Here is a 15,803-nt window from a genome sequence, read left to right on the forward strand (position 1 = left end):
GTGGAAGTGCAGTAATGCATGGAGCTGACTGTTACTAATCGGTCGAGGGCTTATCCAGGAAGGTCAAGTGAAGATTCGAAGGTTGATGGAGTTCAGTATGTGATTTTGAAGGTATGTTAAATACCTTGTATGGCCCGGTGGCTCAGCTGGTTAGAGCGCCGCCCTGTCACGGCGGAGGTCGTGGGTTCGAATCCCATCCGGGTCGCGCATACATGGTTTTGTATGTATTTATTTTTAAATATGGGATCTTAGCTCAGCTGGGAGAGCATCTGCCTTACAAGCAGAGGGTCATAGGTTCGAGCCCTATAGGTCCCACTTTTAAAGATATGCCGATGTGGCTCAATTGGCAGAGCAGCTGATTTGTAATCAGCAGGTTATCGGTTCGAGTCCGATCATCGGCTTTTAGTTTCAAAAACTAAATAATTCTTATGGGCGGATTCCCGAGTGGCCAAAGGGGACAGACTGTAAATCTGCTGCAACTTGCTTCGGTGGTTCGAATCCACCTCCGCCCATTAAAATAGGTATTGATTTTTCGATATTTATTGTGTATAATAATAAGGTATCGCGGGGTGGAGCAGTCTGGAAGCTCGTCGGGCTCATAACCCGAAGGTCGTAGGTTCAAATCCTGCCCCCGCAATTTTGCCCAGATAGCTCAGTTGGTAGAGCAGAGGACTGAAAATCCTCGTGTCGCTGGTTCGATTCCAGCTTTGGGCACTACAACTTCATAGTTGTATGGGATATTAGCTCAGTCGGTAGAGCACTTGACTTTTAATCAAGTTGTCCGGGGTTCGAATCCCCGATGTCTCATTAAGTTGCGGAAGCCGAGAGGTTTCCGTTTTTTCGTATTCTAAAGTTTGCTAAAAAAGAGGTTGCTGCACATTCACACAGCAACCTCTTTTTTAGGTTAAAGTATATGTTGTTGAAAGTCGAAGATCAGTTTGATTTTGTCGGAATGAACTGTGCAATGCGTCCGGCGAAATCAGCGATATTCTGAGTCTGAAGGATCACACGGCCAGGACCGGTAAGCTTTGTGAGGAAGAGACCTTCGCCGCCGAAGAAGATGTTTCCAAGGCCTTTGATCGTCTCAACTTCATATTTTAAGGTTTTCTCGAACGCAACGATATTTCCTGTATCAACTTTGATCACTTCGCCCGGTGCGAGCTGTTTCTCGACAACATCGCCGTCGATTTCGAGAAAGGCCATTCCGGAACCGGAGATGGATTCAAGGATGAAGCCTTCGCCGCCAAACAGTCCGGAAGTAAATTTCTTTGTGAAGGTGACATCAAGATTTACAGAATCCTGTGCGCAGAGGAATGCACCTTTCTGGCAGATCATGCCGCCGTTTTCTGCCGCGTCGATCGGAAGAACCTGACCAGGTACAGTTGACGCAAATGCGATCGTGGCACCCGGAGCATCCGCACGGTAGGTAGCCATAAACATGGATTCACCGGCAAACATGCGGCCAAGACCTTTCATAAATCCGCCGCGTGTGTTTGTGGACATGGAAATCCCTTCAGACATCCAGGACATTCCGCCGGACTGTGTGTACATAGTTTCGCCTGGAGCATCAAATTTGATCTCAACTGCAGGGATAGTTGTGCCAATAATTCTGTATTTCATAGGATCCTCTCTTTCTGGCGTATTGAACGATGAAAATACGCTTGTATTGCTGTATCCAAAAGATACACAAGGGTGAACAAATATATTATATCATACTTTGCCGATAGTTACAGAAGAGATACTGGAATGAAATTTACGATGAAAAATCCTGTTTATGAAAATAACAAAATGATAACATGTTTACAGTTTCCTTAAATATGGGGGTGCTCGCTTGTGTGAAAAAATTATGGATGATAGAATATCGGTAACAAGTTCAGTGACAGGCGAGTTCAGTTTTTTGAAAAGAAGGTGGCAAGGTGAAAAAGATTTGGATGATGGCGGCAGCTTTAGGACTGGGAATCTGGCTGACAGGGTGTTCGCCGGCTTTTGTTCCGGTAGAAGATCCGAGTGAGTCACAGACAGAGGAACGAAATAGTCCTGAAACGGAAAAAGATGATCAGAGGGAAGATCTGGCCTTTCAGCCACTTTCGGAGGAAGAACGTCGGTGGATCGTAACAGAATTGGAATCCTTTGATGCAGATCATAAATTTTCGGATATGGATCCGGAAAAGGCAGCATCCTGCGGCGGAGAGATCCGGGATGCGTATGATTTTGTTGGACGGGAGACGGAAAATGGTTACGGGTATGTCCTGGGATTCCGAAAAGGCAAGGAGGATCCGCTGAAAGATCTCAGCATTTACAGCATTGATGATGTGATCGAAGCTGAAAAGTGGAACGAGGACGAAAGTATTTTTGAAAAAGTATATACTTTCGAAAATGTTTATGAAATGTATTACACGGAAGCAAAGGATGTTCTGTTTTTTGTTCCGAGCGGAATGGAAGAATCGGAAGAACTCAGAAAAGCATTTACATACAGCCTCTGTGACGGTGACGAGGGGGTCCGGTATCTGGAGACTGTAAAGGAGCGTGGTGTGCGGATGTCACCACCGGAGGATGGCGGATATCTTACCGTCCGAAGATTTGAAGCTGCGGAGGTACTGGAGGAATATATTCCTTTGACTGAGGATCAGGAGAAAGAGATCACCGGCTCGGATGAGACCGTTGATCCGGTCATGTATGGAATAGATGGGATCACATATACGGCAAGCCAGGAAATTTATGAGTCAGAAAACCCGGATCCGGATGAGATCACGGTTCCGGCATTAAGAATTGCGGAGGAAAAATGTGAATTTCAGACGGTAGGAACGGAAGACATGAAAGAAATTACGAGTGCGGAACTTGAGGTAATCCCGATTTCCAAAGAGCTGGAGAAAGAGAAAGGCTTGGAGAGCAAAGATTCTGCTGACGTGGAAGCTGACTCGGAAGTCGTGGGAATATCCGAGACGCTGCAGGATCCGGAATTGTTAAAAAGGCTGGAGGAGATCCTGTCGGGGGCATCTTTTGATGAAGCGAAAGACTGTCCGTATAACGGGATCCTGACGCTTACAAAGGCGGATGGGACACAGATAACGGTGAGACTGGCATCGGACGGATGCGATTCAATGGTTTACGGCAGCTACGGCTTTTATCAGGCAGCCGGGGATGAAGTCGCGGAAATTTGGTATATGTTTCCGGAGGTAAAAGCGGAGCTTGTAAAGTAAGCCGGCATTTGTAGCATTGACACTTCTTATGGAATACAGACAGATATTAGACTGGGTGAACAAAGAAGACTGGAGTGCATTATTGGATGTAGTACCGTTCATGTTTCTGCCGTTGGGTATATATGTGGTTGTTATGCTGTTGTCAAATGCGCTACTTGTCAGATTTATAAACAAAAAATCAGGGAACTGTTCCGGGGGGGGCTGCGTAAATAAATTTTACCAATTGATCGAATTGGAAGGAGTATCATCATGAAAGAGAACAGAAAATTATTGAAAGAAGTGCTGAAGGACATCCGGCACGATATGACGGATGAGGAAGTTTTGAACCTTTTAGCAGACAGTAAGATTTCAGTCAGTCCTGAAAAAGAGAAAGAAAAGTACACACTCGGGCAGCGGGCAGCTGACACGATCGCAAAATTTGCAGGCAGTTGGGCGTTTATATTTTCCTTTACAGGTGGGCTGATCCTGTGGATGGTCATCAACACGATTCTTGCGTCAAAAGCGTTTGACGCATATCCGTTTATCCTGCTGAACCTTGTCCTGTCCTGCGTTGCAGCCATTCAGGCACCGCTGATCATGATGAGTCAGAACCGACAGGAGGAAAAAGACCGCCGGCGTGCTGAAAACGATTATAAGGTAAACCTGAAAACCGAGATCATGATTGAAGACCTCCATGATAAGGTGAATGCGATTCTTATCAGACAGTCGCAGATCGAGAAAATTCTCTCGGAGCAAAAAGAGAAAAATACTTTATAACGAATGTGGATTCGAATTTGACGGGCAATTTCTAGTTCGTTTGCAGTCAGATGGGAAACAGGAGAATAAAAATTTTGAATTACAGAAAAGAAAAACAGCCGGGACTTTTAGAACGGCTGACAGAATATGCGGGATCGGATGCGTATCCATTTCATATGCCGGGACATAAAAGACGGGAGATTCCGGATGGGATCCCGGGGGGATTTCCGGACCCGTATGGGATCGATATCACGGAGATCGATGGGTTTGACAACCTGCATCATGCGGAAGGAATTTTGAAGGACGCCATGGATGAGGCGGCTGCGATCTACGGGGCGGACCGGTCCTGGTATCTTGTGAATGGGAGTACATGCGGGATTTTAAGTGCAGTTTTTGCGACTACGGAAAACGGCGGAAAGATCCTGACAGCGAGAAACTGTCATAAGGCGGTGTACCATGCGATCTGCCTGAACCGGCTGGAGGCTGAATATCTGTATCCGGAGGAGATCACGGAATTCGGGATCAATGGAGGAATCCGTGCGGAGGACGTGAGAAAAGCGCTTGAAAAGGATGCGATGCGCTGTGCGGGAAATTCGGGGGATGTGAGAGGAAAAATCACGAAAATCCAGGCAGTGCTCATCACATCTCCAACCTATGAAGGCGTGGTGTCGGATATCCGGGCGATCGCGGATGCGGCTCATGAATACGGGATCCCGTTGATCGTCGATGAGGCGCATGGGGCGCATCTGGAGTATGCAGATCAGTGTCACGGCTTTCCGAAATCGGCGCTGGAATACGGGGCGGATCTTGTGATCCAGAGCCTTCATAAAACGCTGCCGTCCTTTACCCAGACGGCAATCCTGCATGTGAAGGGAAAACTTGTGGATCAGGACAGAGTTTCGAGGTATTTGTCCATGTTTCAGACGTCCAGCCCGTCATACCTTTTTATGGCTGGGATGGAGCGGTGCATCTGGTATATGGACGGGGACGGAAGAAATGAGATGGTCCGGTATGAGGAAAGACTGGAGCACTTTATGGAGCGGATGGAAGGACTTCAGGTACTTGAGATCCTGGACCGGGAAATCTGTGGGAAATATCGGACGGTGGTCGGATGGGATCCGTCGAAGATCGTGGTTTCCACGATGCGCGCAGAGGAGTTTCACGGGGAAGAGCTGGCGGAGACACTGAGGAGAAAATACCATCTTGAGATGGAGATGACAGCGCTGGAGTATGTGATCGCGATGACGTCGCTGATGGACACGGAAGAAGGATTTGAGCGGCTTGGAACGGCGCTGCTGGAGATTGACGGGGCATTGAGACACTGCGTGGAGCCTGAACAGCAAAAAGAAAAAGGTGAGTCAAAGGAAAAAGAAAGATGTGAGACTCCAGAAGTCACGGAATCCAAAGTTTTGCACCCAGTCAGGAGAATGCTCATCTGCGAGGCGATGAATGCCGATACGGAGCGCACAGCGCTTCAGGATACGGTCGGAAAGGTATCTGCGGAGTTTGTGTATCTGTATCCGCCGGGAATCCCGATCATCGCGCCGGGAGAGGTCTTCACGGATGCGATCGTGGAGAAGATCGTGGCGTACAAGGCAGCAGGACTTCTTGTCCAGGGGCCGGCTGATCCGGATACGGACGTGATCTTAACATGTCAGACGCCAGGGCTTGTTCATAAAGGATGCTGAGGAAAAAGGAAAACGTTAGTAATTCAAGTGCATAAGAGGTGGCTGCATCCGAAATGAAGAGGCTTATCAGGCAAGAATATTTCCCAGGAGACAAATTTTTGTTACTTTAAAAGGATAAGAATTATCGAGCGAGGATGGAAACAACGGTTGCACGAGACCTCTGATTTTGATACAATGAAAAGATAGAACCTGAAAAATGGTTGTAAAAGTTCGATCGAAAAGTCTTATCTGACTGGGATAAAAATTATAATACAGAAGGCTGAGAGAAACAAATGGGCAGGATATATTATCTTCTTGGAAAGAGCGCGACAGGAAAAGATACACTGTATAAGGAAATCCTGAAACGGAGACCAAAGCTGCGGACGGTGACGATGTATACAACAAGACCGATCCGGGAAGGCGAGACGGACGGAGTGGAATATTTCTTTACCGACCGCGAGGAGCTGGAGCGGCAGCTGGCTTCCGGAAAGGTGATCGAGTCGAGAACTTATCAGACGATCGCCGGTCCGTGGACTTACTATACAGTGGATGACGGGCAGTTTGATGTTGCCGACGACGAGTCCTGTCTTATGATCGGGACACTGGAATCTTACGAGAAGATGTGTGCCTATTTTGAAGCGGGAAAGATGGTTCCGGTCTATATCGAGGTCCCGGATGGGATCCGGCTTCTCAGGGCCGTCAAACGCGAGGAAAACCAGAAAAAGCCGAATTATCGGGAAGTCTGCCGGAGATACCTTGCAGACGAAAAAGATTTTTCAGAGGAAAATCTGGAACGCTTGGGAATTACGAAGAGATATCAGAATACGGATATGGAAATGTGCGTGGAAGAAATCCTAAGGGATTTGGATAAATAACTTTTTATAGGCGTTATTTTGTGGTAAGATAAAATGGAAACACCGTTAGCGGGAACAGTTAAATGTTCTGTTCGAACCGGGAAGCTCCGGCGTAAAAAGCACTGCCGGAACCAACAGGATGAGGAGGGATGCGGCTATGTCAGAAGAAAAGATCATGGGATTTGAAGAGATCCTCGGGAATGAGATGGTGAAAGATCACTTTAAAAAGGCGATCCAGAACCATAAGATCTCACATGCTTATATCCTGACGGGAGAAGCCGGCATGGGAAGAAAATCGATCGCGAATGCGTTTGCGATGACTCTCCTGTGCGAGAAAGGCGGAAGTGAGCCGTGTATGATATGCCATTCCTGCAAGCAGGTGATGAGCGGAAATCATCCGGATCTCATCTATGTGACGCATGAAAAGCCGGGAAGTATCGGCGTGGATGATGTGCGGGAACAGATCAATGATACGATCATGATCCGTCCGTACAGCAGCTATTATAAGATCTATATCGTGGATGAGGCGGAAAAAATGACGGTCCAGGCGCAGAATGCCCTGTTAAAGACGATCGAGGAGCCGCCGTCCTACGCGGTCATCATTCTGATCACGACGAACCAGGAGGCGTTTCTTCCGACGATCCTCTCCAGGTGTGTGCAGATGAAATTAAAGCCGCTGAAGGATTTTACGATCAAGAGCTATCTGACGCAGAATCTCCATGTTCCGGAGAAGGACGCAGATATCTGCACCGCGTTTGCAAGGGGAAATCTCGGGAAAGCGATCCATCTGGCATCTTCTGATGAGTTTAAGGAGCTTTTCCAGAAGGTCATGGTCCTCGTAAAGAATGTCAGGACGATGGACATTTCCATGCTTTTAGATTGCATCCGCGAGATGAAAGAGCAGAACTTTGATATCGGCGAGGTGCTGGATCTGATGCAGCTCTGGTACCGGGACGTGCTCATGTTCAAGGTCACAAAGGACATGAACCTGCTGATCTTCAAAGATGAATATAAAATGATCAATGAGACGGGAGAAAAAGTCGACTATGCCGGTCTGGAAGCGATCCTTGCGGCGATCGACACAGCGAGAACACGTTTGAACGCAAACGTAAATATGGAATTGGCGATGGAATTACTCCTGCTGACCATGAAGAACCCGTCATAAGGAGCAAAGAATGACGAAAGTAATCGGGATCCGCTTCCGGAAAGCGGGAAAAGTATATTATTTCAGCCCTGGTGAAAATGAGATCAAAACAGGCGATCATGTGATCGTCGAGACGGCCAGAGGCGTGGAGTACGGATATGTGGTGCTCGGAACTCACGAGGTGGACGATAAAAAGGTGATCCAGCCGCTGAAATCCGTGATCCGCATGGCAACACCGGCGGATGAGGAGACGGAGCGCCGCAACAAGGAAAAGGAAAAAGAGGCGTTCAAGGTCTGCGTTGAGAAGATCAAGAAACACAATCTCAGTATGAAGCTCATTGACACGGAGTATACGTTTGACAACAATAAAGTATTGTTCTACTTTACGGCAGACGGAAGGATCGACTTCCGTGAGCTGGTAAAGGATCTGGCGTCCGTGTTTAAGACGAGGATCGAGCTCCGACAGATCGGTGTCCGCGATGAGACAAAGATCGTCGGCGGGATCGGGATCTGCGGAAGACCGCTCTGCTGTGCGTCGTATCTTTCCGAGTTTATCCCGGTATCGATCAAGATGGCGAAGGAGCAGAACCTGTCCTTAAATCCGACGAAGATCTCCGGCGTCTGCGGCAGACTGATGTGCTGCTTAAAGTACGAGGAGGACACATACGAGGAGTTGAACGGAAGACTTCCGAATATCGGTGACTATGTGACGACGGACGACGGTTTAAAGGGTGAAGTCCACAGCGTCAGCATCCTGCGCCAGCTCGTGAAGGTCATCGTGACGGTAAATAACGATGAGAAGGAGATCCGTGAGTATAAGGTGGATCAGCTGAAATTCCGGCCGAAAAAGAGACGGGAAAAACAGTCATCCAACGATGCGGAGTTAAAGCAGTTAGAGGCACTGGAGAAAAAAGAAGGGAAATCGAAACTCGATGGCGATTGAGTTAAAGGAAAATGAACGGCTGGATGATCTTCAGAGAAATGGTCTGCAGATCATCCAGAAGACAGATGGATTCTGCTTTGGAATGGATGCGGTGCTGCTTTCCGGATTTGCGGCGGTGAAACCGGGAGAGCGGGCGCTGGATCTCGGAACAGGAACGGGGATCATCCCGCTTCTTCTCTCCGCAAAAACGCAGGGAGAACATTTTTCGGCACTTGAGATCCAGGATGAGATCGCCGAGATGGCAGAGCGGAGTGTGAAACTGAACCATCTGGAAGAAAAAATCGAGATCGTACATGGAGATATCAAGGAAGCCAGCCGGATTTTCGGAGCGGCTTCCTTTGATGTCGTTACGACAAATCCGCCGTATATGAATGACGCTCATGGGTTAAAGAACCCGACGGAAGTGAAGGCGATCTCGAGACATGAGGTCCTCTGCACGCTGGAGGATGTTGTGCGGGAAGGCGCGAAGGTCCTGAAACCGGGCGGAAGGATGTATATGGTCCACCGGCCGCACCGTCTGATCGAGATCTTCGGGACGATGAAGCAGTATAAGCTGGAGCCGAAGCGGATGAAAATGGTCCATCCGTTCAAGGATAAGGACGCGAACATGGTCCTCATCGAGGCGGTCCGCGGCGGCGGAGCCTGGATGAAGGTCGAGGCGCCGGTGATCGTTTATAAGGAGCCGGGCGTGTATACGGATGAGATCTATTCGATTTACGGGTATTAAATTGTTGTGAGGGTTCTTTAGGCGGATGAGACGGAAAAATGACAGGAATTTTCTAAACGAAAAGATCCGGATAATGTAGGAATAGTCGCGGATCTTGCCAAGCCGGAATGGAACCATCTGTAAACTCGCGTTACGGAAATGTTGAGATAAAAAGCTGTCGGTGAAAAAGCAGCATCGGGCAGCAGGAGGAATTGGTCATGCAGGGAAAATTATATTTATGTGCAACGCCCATCGGGAATCTGGACGATATCACGCTGCGGGTGTTAAATACGTTGAAAGAGGTCGATCTGATCGCTGCGGAGGATACGAGACACAGCATCAAGCTCTTAAACCATTTTGACATCAAAACGCCGATGACCAGTTATCATGAGTTCAACAAGGTGGAAAAGGCGAGATATCTCGTCGAGAAGATGAAGGAAGGCACCAATATCGCACTGATCACGGATGCCGGGACACCGGGGATCTCGGATCCGGGCGAGGAGCTTGTAAAGCAGTGCTATGAGGCCGGAATCGAGCTGACTTCTCTTCCGGGACCGGCGGCATGCATCACGGCACTCACGATCTCCGGAATGGCGACAAGACGGTTCGCGTTTGAGGCGTTTCTGCCGTCCGATAAGAAGGAAAAGCAGAGAATTCTGGAAGAATTAAAGTCTGAGACACGGACGATCATCCTCTATGAGGCGCCGCACCGTCTGGTACGGACCTTGGAAGAGCTTCTTGAGGCGCTGGGGAACCGGAGGATCACGATCTGCAGGGAACTCACAAAGAAGTACGAGACGGCATTCCGAACCACGTTTCAGGGGGCGTTAGATCATTTTGAGACGGAGGAACCGCGGGGCGAATGTGTCATCGTGATCGAGGGAAAGAGCCCGGAGGAGATCAAAAAAGAGAAAGAACAGACCTGGGAAGCCATGTCGATCACGGAACACATGGATGTTTACCTGTCACAGGGAATCGAGAAGAAGGAAGCAATGAAGCTTGTGGCGAAGAACCGCGGAATCGGGAAACGGGATGTGTACCAGATGTTGTTGGAAGAGCAGGAATAGGGAATTTCGAGAAGAAGATGTGTCACTGGTTATTGAGTGAGATGACGGGTGGTACGTCTTCTTTTTTGCAAAAAATTACAGACAAATAACAAAAAAATAACAAATGTCTTAATAATGCGGCGAGAAGATAGATATTGATTGAAAATAGTGGGGGGAATGATATAATTCAAGTAGATGAAACTGAAACAATCAGCATAGCGGGGGGGCGATTTATATGAAGAAAAAAATGTGGTTAACATTATGTAACTTAGGCGTTTCAGTAGTGTTTTTATTATCGTTATATAGCTATACAAAGGGTATGAGATTGTTTTCGCTGGGATTAGCAATGGCACTTCTTATAGAAACAGGTATCAGAGGGCTTATTGAGCAGAAATTTGCGCAGGAGGGCGCTGAGGTAAATGGAAATAAGATTTATCATGTATCTGAAATATTAAGATATGCCTGCGCTATTATTTTGGCAATAGCAGTGTGGCGCAATGGGTTTAAATGACAGTGATTAAAATAATAGTTGTAATATAAAATGCTTCTTTTTCCCAAAGCAATAATGCAGTTGGGAAGAAGAAGCATTTTCTCATATTTATCTGTGGAGTTTTGTGTCGTTTCGGAGTATGATTTAAGAAAATGGTTCTTCTGAACGATAAAATCTGAGGTGTTTTATGCTTAAGATAACGATTCTTCTCTTAGGGCTTTTCTGGTGCCTGAGACTTTGGATAGAGGGGCGGGATGCGGCGAAAAGCCGCGCGACCCTGCGTCACGTGGTGCATGTAAACGGCACACGAGGGAAATCTACGGTCTGCCGGCTGATCGAGGCCGGCTTGCGGGCAGGCGGCTTGCGGGTATTCTGCAAAACTACAGGTACGGATCCGATGACAATAGATGTTTCCGGCAATGAAGAGCCTCTGCACCGCAGAGGCAAAGCCAATATTAAAGAACAGGTCGGCATTCTGCGCCGTGCTGCCGCCCAGAATGCGGAAGTTCTGGTGATCGAGTGCATGGCATTGCAGCCCGAATATCAAAGATGTGCGCAGCATCGCATTTTGCAGGCCGATGTGGGCGTGATTACGAACGTGCGGCACGATCATGCCGATGTGATGGGGGATAGTCTTCCGGAAATTGCGGATACGTTGAGCAACACGATTCCCAGAGGAGGCGTTTTATTTACGGCCGATGAGGCCATGGCAGCCCGTCTCAGGAGCCATGCGGAGGTGCTGGGCAGCCGCTTCGTTCTGGCACGTCCCACTGGGGATGAGCCGGATTTTGATTTTGCCGAAAATATTTCCCTGGCACTAGCTGTATGTGAAGATCTGGGCGTTTCGCGGGAAATAGCTCTTGCGGGCATGGCACATTATAAGCGCGACCCTTATGCGCTGGCACTATATAAGATGGGGCAGGGGATTTTTGTGAATGCCGTTTCGGTAAATGATTCTGATTCCACCTGCATCGTCTGGGAAGATCTGCAGAAAAAACTTGGAGAGAAGGCCGGAAAGCTTATTTTGATCGTATGCAACCGGGCTGATCGGGGAAGCCGCACCCGGGATATGCTGACTGTATGTGAGAGACTGGCTCCGGCCGAGGTCTGGCTGGCAGGTTCGCATAAAGACTATATGACTGCCAAACTGCACCGGTTCTTGCCTGATTGCGCCGTGCGCAGTTTTTCACAGGCTGATGATATGCCTCTAAACGATACAGCACCGGGTACAGTGCTGTTTGCAGTCGGCAATTTGTATGGAGCGGGGCGCAAACTGATCGCCCGTGTCCGCGAGGAGGGAGAGCCTTATGTATAATCAAATCATTCTGTTAGGTGTAGTGGTGAGTATGATCTTTACCGAGATTACCGGGCTTTCGGCTGGACTTATCGTACCCGGTTATCTGGTTCTGGCGTTACATAGCCCCGGTCGTATTGTTACTACGCTGGTTATGGCATCCGTGAGTGTGCTTTTATGCCGTCTGGCATCGCAATGGCTGATTTTATTTGGTCGACGCCGGTTTGCCTTTCTGATCCTGCTGACCTTTGTGCTGAATTGTGTACTTTCCGCATGGAGACTGCTTCCCTTCAGTGTGATTGGCATTTTAATGCCAGGTATTCTGGCGCGGGAAATCGACAGACAGGGATTCTTCGATGCCTTTCTGGCAATTGCCGCCACTACGCTTTTTACGGCGCTGATCTTACTGCTTATCGGGCAAAAGCTGCCCGGCGTGTGAAAGGAGGCGTTTTCGCATGAAAAGTTTGCAAAAACGCCGAAGCACGGCACTTATCCTGGCTGTGGTCTGGCTGGCCGTCTGCCTTGTCCTTACATTGGCGATGGGACAGACGAAAGCCACGGAAGACTATGAGATCAAACTTTTGGCTGCCCAGAAGCTGCAGGGCTGGATGGATGATATCCGGGATTATAAGCTGGAAGCAGGACTTTCCCTCACTCCTTATGATACGCACAAGACCGGAATGATCGGCGATGAATATACGCCAATTACCACCAGCCTTGGCTCGGAGGAGGCGAAGCGGACCACAGCAAACCCGGACATGGCCGCACTGCTGGTGCAGATGCTCACCGAGGCCGGGGTAAAGTCCGGCGATACCATCGGCGCGGGCTTTTCGGGTTCCTTTCCAACGTTGAATCTGGCTGTGCTGGCCGCTGGTGAGGCGATGAATGTGAAGGTGATCTATATCGCTTCCATGGGAGCGAGCACCTTTGGGGCAAACCAGCCGCAGTTTACCTTCCCGGACATGGTCTGCCGCCTTTATCTTGACGGCAGGCTCCAGACACCTCCGGCTCTGATCACACCGGGCGGTGATTATGACTGCGGAGGTGAAATGTTTGAGGAGGAAAAAGAGGAGGCACTTGCCCGCATTGCGTCCTATGGCGTGGCAGATATCATGCAGGAGCGCGATTTCGCGGCAAACCTGAAGGCGCGTGAGGACCTGTACGAGACGTTAGGTCCCATAAGCTGTTTTGTCGGTGTGGGCGGAAACATTACGACCATCGGCCTGGAAGAGGACAAGATGAAGGCCGGTGTGATGGTTCCCTATACGGTTACCAGTGTGCGCAGTGATGACGGACTCTTGCAATATTATAATGCACATGGTCTGCCGGTTCTGCATCTGTTAAATATCAAGCAGCTGGCTGCCCAGTACGGTCTGCCGTTTGATCCAGAGACGATCGTCCCGCCAGGCCAGAGTGCCCTGTATTACCACACGGTATATCCACATCTTCCGGCTCTGGTCGGGGTCCTTGGAGCTGTGTGCATATTAGTTTTTGCCTTTAAAAGGAGATCCATGAGTGATGACAGGTAATATCAAACTGGCGGGGTTCGAGATCCGAAAAATAGACCGCAAAGAAATGATGATCGGTCTGGCGTTGATCGCGCTGAGTTTTTTAATGCCGGTTTTATTTACGGTACAGAATTTTCAGGTGCGGGAGTATATGCATCTTGCGTTGGAAAAGCAGGAGAAGACCGATCTGATGGTGGCTGCTTTACGCCTGGTGATGTTAAATGCCCTGCGCGCTGCTCCGCATTATATCGGAGCATATTATATTGCCGAGTCAGTGGAACTCTACCGGAGAGGGAAAAAAAGTTGGATACCCAATGCATGCATGATTTTACTGATCCTGCCGCTTGTATATGAGGGCATTGGTCTGGTGCACGGTATTCGTTACGACTTTGGTTTGCCTGCTCTGCTTTTGGGTTCATCCGTGGTACTGTTTCGGCGTCTGGATTATCAATATATATCATTAACAAAAAAGAACCTGATGCTGCTGATTTTTACTATAGCTTTTCAGTTCCTGGACATCATGCCGCTGATGAGCGGTCTGCCCGTGGGACGCGGTGAGACGAGTTCTGATATCAAGCTATTTGCTGATGTGCTGGAGGCCAATTCTCTCTTAAATGCCATCGGTGCGGTGGGAATTTTAGTTGTGACTCTGTTTGCAACGATTATTCTCCTGCAGCTGCGGGATGAAAATAATCTTCTGCGTCTGTCGGAGGAAAAAGAAAAAATGCAGAACGTGCAGAGTCGTGCAGCACTGCTGGAGATGAAAAACCGTACCTACCGGGAAATGAAGTATCTGGTGCACGATTTAAAATCGCCTCTGACCAGTACTCAGACTTTGGTGGGAATTTTAAAAATGCAATGCGAGGTTGACGGAAGAAACAGGGAAATCGAATATCTGAGCCGCATTGAAAGCCAGATGGATCGGATGAGCAGCATGATCTCGGAAATCTTATATGAAAACAGATGCAGTCCCAGCGACACCAAGCACATTTTAGATATGGCACTTGCGCAGATATCGGTAGAGGATTACGCATCTAACGTGCATATTGACAATGAGGTACCGGAGCTTCAGGTAAGCGTAAACAGTATTTTGTTTACGCGCGTGTTAGTAAATCTGATCCACAATGCCGCACTGGCGGTTGAGAAGGGGCGGGAGCTTGCCATTTGGATCCATGTACGGGCCCGCCTGGTGGATGACTTGTCGTTTATCACTTTTTCTGTTTCAGATAACGGCTGCGGTATGACCGAGCAGCAGCAAGCCACCATGTGGGAGCAGGGAATTTCCGGCTTTGGATCCAGCGGCCTGGGACTTGCCTTTGTGAAACAGACCGTGGAAGCCATGGACGGCTCGGTGATATCGGAAAGCCAGCCGGGCAAGGGCACACGGTTCATCATATTTTTACCGGAGGTAGTAAACCATGGAACGAAAGATTACGATACTTTCCATTGACGATGAAGAAAATATTCGCTTTGCCTTAGGCGAGCTGTTTCATTTTCAGGGCTGGGAGGCCTGCAGTGCCCCAAATGTAAAAAAAGGCCTGGAGCAGTTTCGTTTACACAAACCTGACATTGTATTAATCGATTATCACATGCCCGGCATTAACGGCGTGGAAGGAGTGCAGATGTTGCGTGCACTTTCACATACTGTGCCAATTATCGTGTTTACAATTGATGAAAGTCAGGAGGTGGCTGACCAGTTTCTTCAGGCGGGTGCCAGTGATTTTGCCTTGAAGCCCATCAAGGCTCCAGATATTATCAGCCGCATCAAGCTGCATTTACGCCTTTTAGAACGAGAGCATCAAAAACAGGCACCTTTGGACAAAGGCTTAAGTGAGGCCACGATGCAGCTGGTGCTGGATTCGTTAAAAGAAGGTGGGGATTACATGACAGTAAATGAGGTGGCTCGCAGCAGCGGTCTTGCATATCAGACGGTATACCGTTACCTGCAGTATCTGATTCAGAATAAGAAAGTGGAAATGGTGAGCATTTACGGCAAAGTCGGCCGCCCGCGCCAGTTATTCCGCTGGGTTGAAAATATGTAAGCGATCTACAATAAAACGAAAAAAGTTTTACCTTGAGAAAACGAGGTAAAACTTTTTTCGTTTAATATGAAACCCAATTTAATTGATCAAAGGACATTATTACATTTTTGAGAAAAATATGAGAAAAAATAGACTTGAATAGAGTGATTTTGTATAATTTACACAGTTCCTACA

The 15,803-nt window shown here is 48.4% G+C and carries 15 protein-coding genes and 7 tRNA genes; 21 read left to right on the forward strand and 1 reads right to left on the reverse strand.

What is annotated here, in order from left to right; all coding sequences use genetic code 11:
* Nucleotides 1-131: 131 nt before the first annotated feature.
* The 7 genes from GPK90_RS04240 (at nt 132) to GPK90_RS04270 (ending at nt 807) form a co-directional block, all read left to right on the forward strand.
* Nucleotides 132-205 (forward strand) — tRNA-Asp (locus GPK90_RS04240).
* A 37-nt stretch (nt 206-242) separates the two neighbouring features.
* A tRNA-Val gene (locus GPK90_RS04245) sits at nt 243-315 on the forward strand.
* A 13-nt stretch (nt 316-328) separates the two neighbouring features.
* A tRNA-Thr gene (locus GPK90_RS04250) sits at nt 329-401 on the forward strand.
* Nucleotides 402-430: 29 nt separating this feature from the next.
* A tRNA-Tyr gene (locus GPK90_RS04255) sits at nt 431-512 on the forward strand.
* 51 nt (nt 513-563) lie between these two features.
* A tRNA-Met gene (locus GPK90_RS04260) sits at nt 564-637 on the forward strand.
* Between the two features lie 4 nt (nt 638-641).
* Nucleotides 642-714: transfer RNA gene (locus GPK90_RS04265), tRNA-Phe, on the forward strand.
* 20 nt (nt 715-734) lie between these two features.
* Nucleotides 735-807: transfer RNA gene (locus GPK90_RS04270), tRNA-Lys, on the forward strand.
* Nucleotides 808-933: 126 nt separating this feature from the next.
* Here GPK90_RS04270 and GPK90_RS04275 read toward each other — a convergent pair.
* A complete protein-coding gene (locus tag GPK90_RS04275) occupies nt 934-1,620 on the reverse strand; it encodes a TIGR00266 family protein (RefSeq protein WP_118532130.1) in 687 nt (228 codons plus the stop codon).
* A gap of 296 nt (nt 1,621-1,916) precedes the next feature.
* On the opposite strand from GPK90_RS04275, the gene GPK90_RS04280 reads away from it, so the two are divergent.
* The 14 genes from GPK90_RS04280 to GPK90_RS04345 all read left to right on the forward strand — a co-directional run bounded on the left by GPK90_RS04280 (nt 1,917) and on the right by GPK90_RS04345 (nt 15,629).
* Nucleotides 1,917-3,200, forward strand: a complete 1,284-nt coding sequence (locus GPK90_RS04280; protein ID WP_215702232.1) for a hypothetical protein — start codon at nt 1,917-1,919, stop codon at nt 3,198-3,200.
* Between the two features lie 249 nt (nt 3,201-3,449).
* The gene (locus tag GPK90_RS04285; protein ID WP_118532136.1) at nt 3,450-3,956 is read left to right on the forward strand and encodes a DUF1003 domain-containing protein; all 507 of its coding nucleotides are present in this window, start codon (nt 3,450-3,452) and stop codon (nt 3,954-3,956) included.
* A gap of 74 nt (nt 3,957-4,030) precedes the next feature.
* Complete coding sequence (locus GPK90_RS04290) at nt 4,031-5,623, forward strand: aminotransferase class I/II-fold pyridoxal phosphate-dependent enzyme (RefSeq protein ID WP_275950561.1); 1,593 nt, start codon at nt 4,031-4,033, stop codon at nt 5,621-5,623.
* Between the two features lie 272 nt (nt 5,624-5,895).
* A complete protein-coding gene (locus tag GPK90_RS04295) occupies nt 5,896-6,477 on the forward strand; it encodes a nucleoside/nucleotide kinase family protein (protein WP_215702234.1) in 582 nt (193 codons plus the stop codon).
* A 136-nt stretch (nt 6,478-6,613) separates the two neighbouring features.
* Nucleotides 6,614-7,621: a DNA polymerase III subunit delta' gene (gene holB, locus GPK90_RS04300; protein ID WP_252197347.1), complete on the forward strand. Its 1,008-nt coding sequence runs from the start codon at nt 6,614-6,616 to the stop codon at nt 7,619-7,621.
* 10 nt (nt 7,622-7,631) lie between these two features.
* Nucleotides 7,632-8,543: a PSP1 domain-containing protein gene (locus tag GPK90_RS04305; protein WP_117483866.1), complete on the forward strand. Its 912-nt coding sequence runs from the start codon at nt 7,632-7,634 to the stop codon at nt 8,541-8,543.
* Nucleotides 8,533-9,270, forward strand: coding sequence for a tRNA1(Val) (adenine(37)-N6)-methyltransferase (locus GPK90_RS04310; protein ID WP_118321839.1), 738 nt, complete (start codon nt 8,533-8,535; stop codon nt 9,268-9,270). The genes GPK90_RS04305 and GPK90_RS04310 overlap by 11 nt, the downstream gene beginning before the upstream one ends.
* Before the next feature lie 197 nt (nt 9,271-9,467).
* On the forward strand, nt 9,468-10,316 hold the full coding sequence (gene rsmI, locus GPK90_RS04315) for a 16S rRNA (cytidine(1402)-2'-O)-methyltransferase (protein ID WP_215702235.1): 849 nt from the start codon (nt 9,468-9,470) through the stop codon (nt 10,314-10,316).
* Between the two features lie 214 nt (nt 10,317-10,530).
* The gene (locus GPK90_RS04320; RefSeq protein WP_215702236.1) at nt 10,531-10,806 is read left to right on the forward strand and encodes a hypothetical protein; all 276 of its coding nucleotides are present in this window, start codon (nt 10,531-10,533) and stop codon (nt 10,804-10,806) included.
* Between the two features lie 166 nt (nt 10,807-10,972).
* On the forward strand, nt 10,973-12,100 hold the full coding sequence (gene pgsB, locus GPK90_RS04325) for a poly-gamma-glutamate synthase PgsB (protein WP_215702237.1): 1,128 nt from the start codon (nt 10,973-10,975) through the stop codon (nt 12,098-12,100).
* Nucleotides 12,093-12,518, forward strand: coding sequence for a poly-gamma-glutamate biosynthesis protein PgsC (pgsC, locus tag GPK90_RS04330; protein ID WP_215702238.1), 426 nt, complete (start codon nt 12,093-12,095; stop codon nt 12,516-12,518). Before pgsB ends, pgsC begins: the two co-directional genes overlap by 8 nt.
* A gap of 16 nt (nt 12,519-12,534) precedes the next feature.
* Nucleotides 12,535-13,608, forward strand: coding sequence for a poly-gamma-glutamate system protein (gene pgsW, locus GPK90_RS04335; protein ID WP_215702239.1), 1,074 nt, complete (start codon nt 12,535-12,537; stop codon nt 13,606-13,608).
* A gap of 46 nt (nt 13,609-13,654) precedes the next feature.
* Nucleotides 13,655-15,037 (forward strand): sensor histidine kinase, encoded by a 1,383-nt coding sequence (locus tag GPK90_RS04340; protein ID WP_215702240.1) that lies wholly within the window; start codon nt 13,655-13,657, stop codon nt 15,035-15,037.
* Nucleotides 15,006-15,629: a response regulator gene (locus GPK90_RS04345; protein ID WP_015553922.1), complete on the forward strand. Its 624-nt coding sequence runs from the start codon at nt 15,006-15,008 to the stop codon at nt 15,627-15,629. Before GPK90_RS04340 ends, GPK90_RS04345 begins: the two co-directional genes overlap by 32 nt.
* The last annotated feature ends 174 nt before the right edge of the window (nt 15,630-15,803 follow it).

Origin of the sequence: Clostridium sp. MCC344, from assembly GCF_018785365.1 — a bacterium.
Classification (GTDB): Bacteria; Bacillota; Clostridia; order Lachnospirales; family Lachnospiraceae; genus Pilosibacter.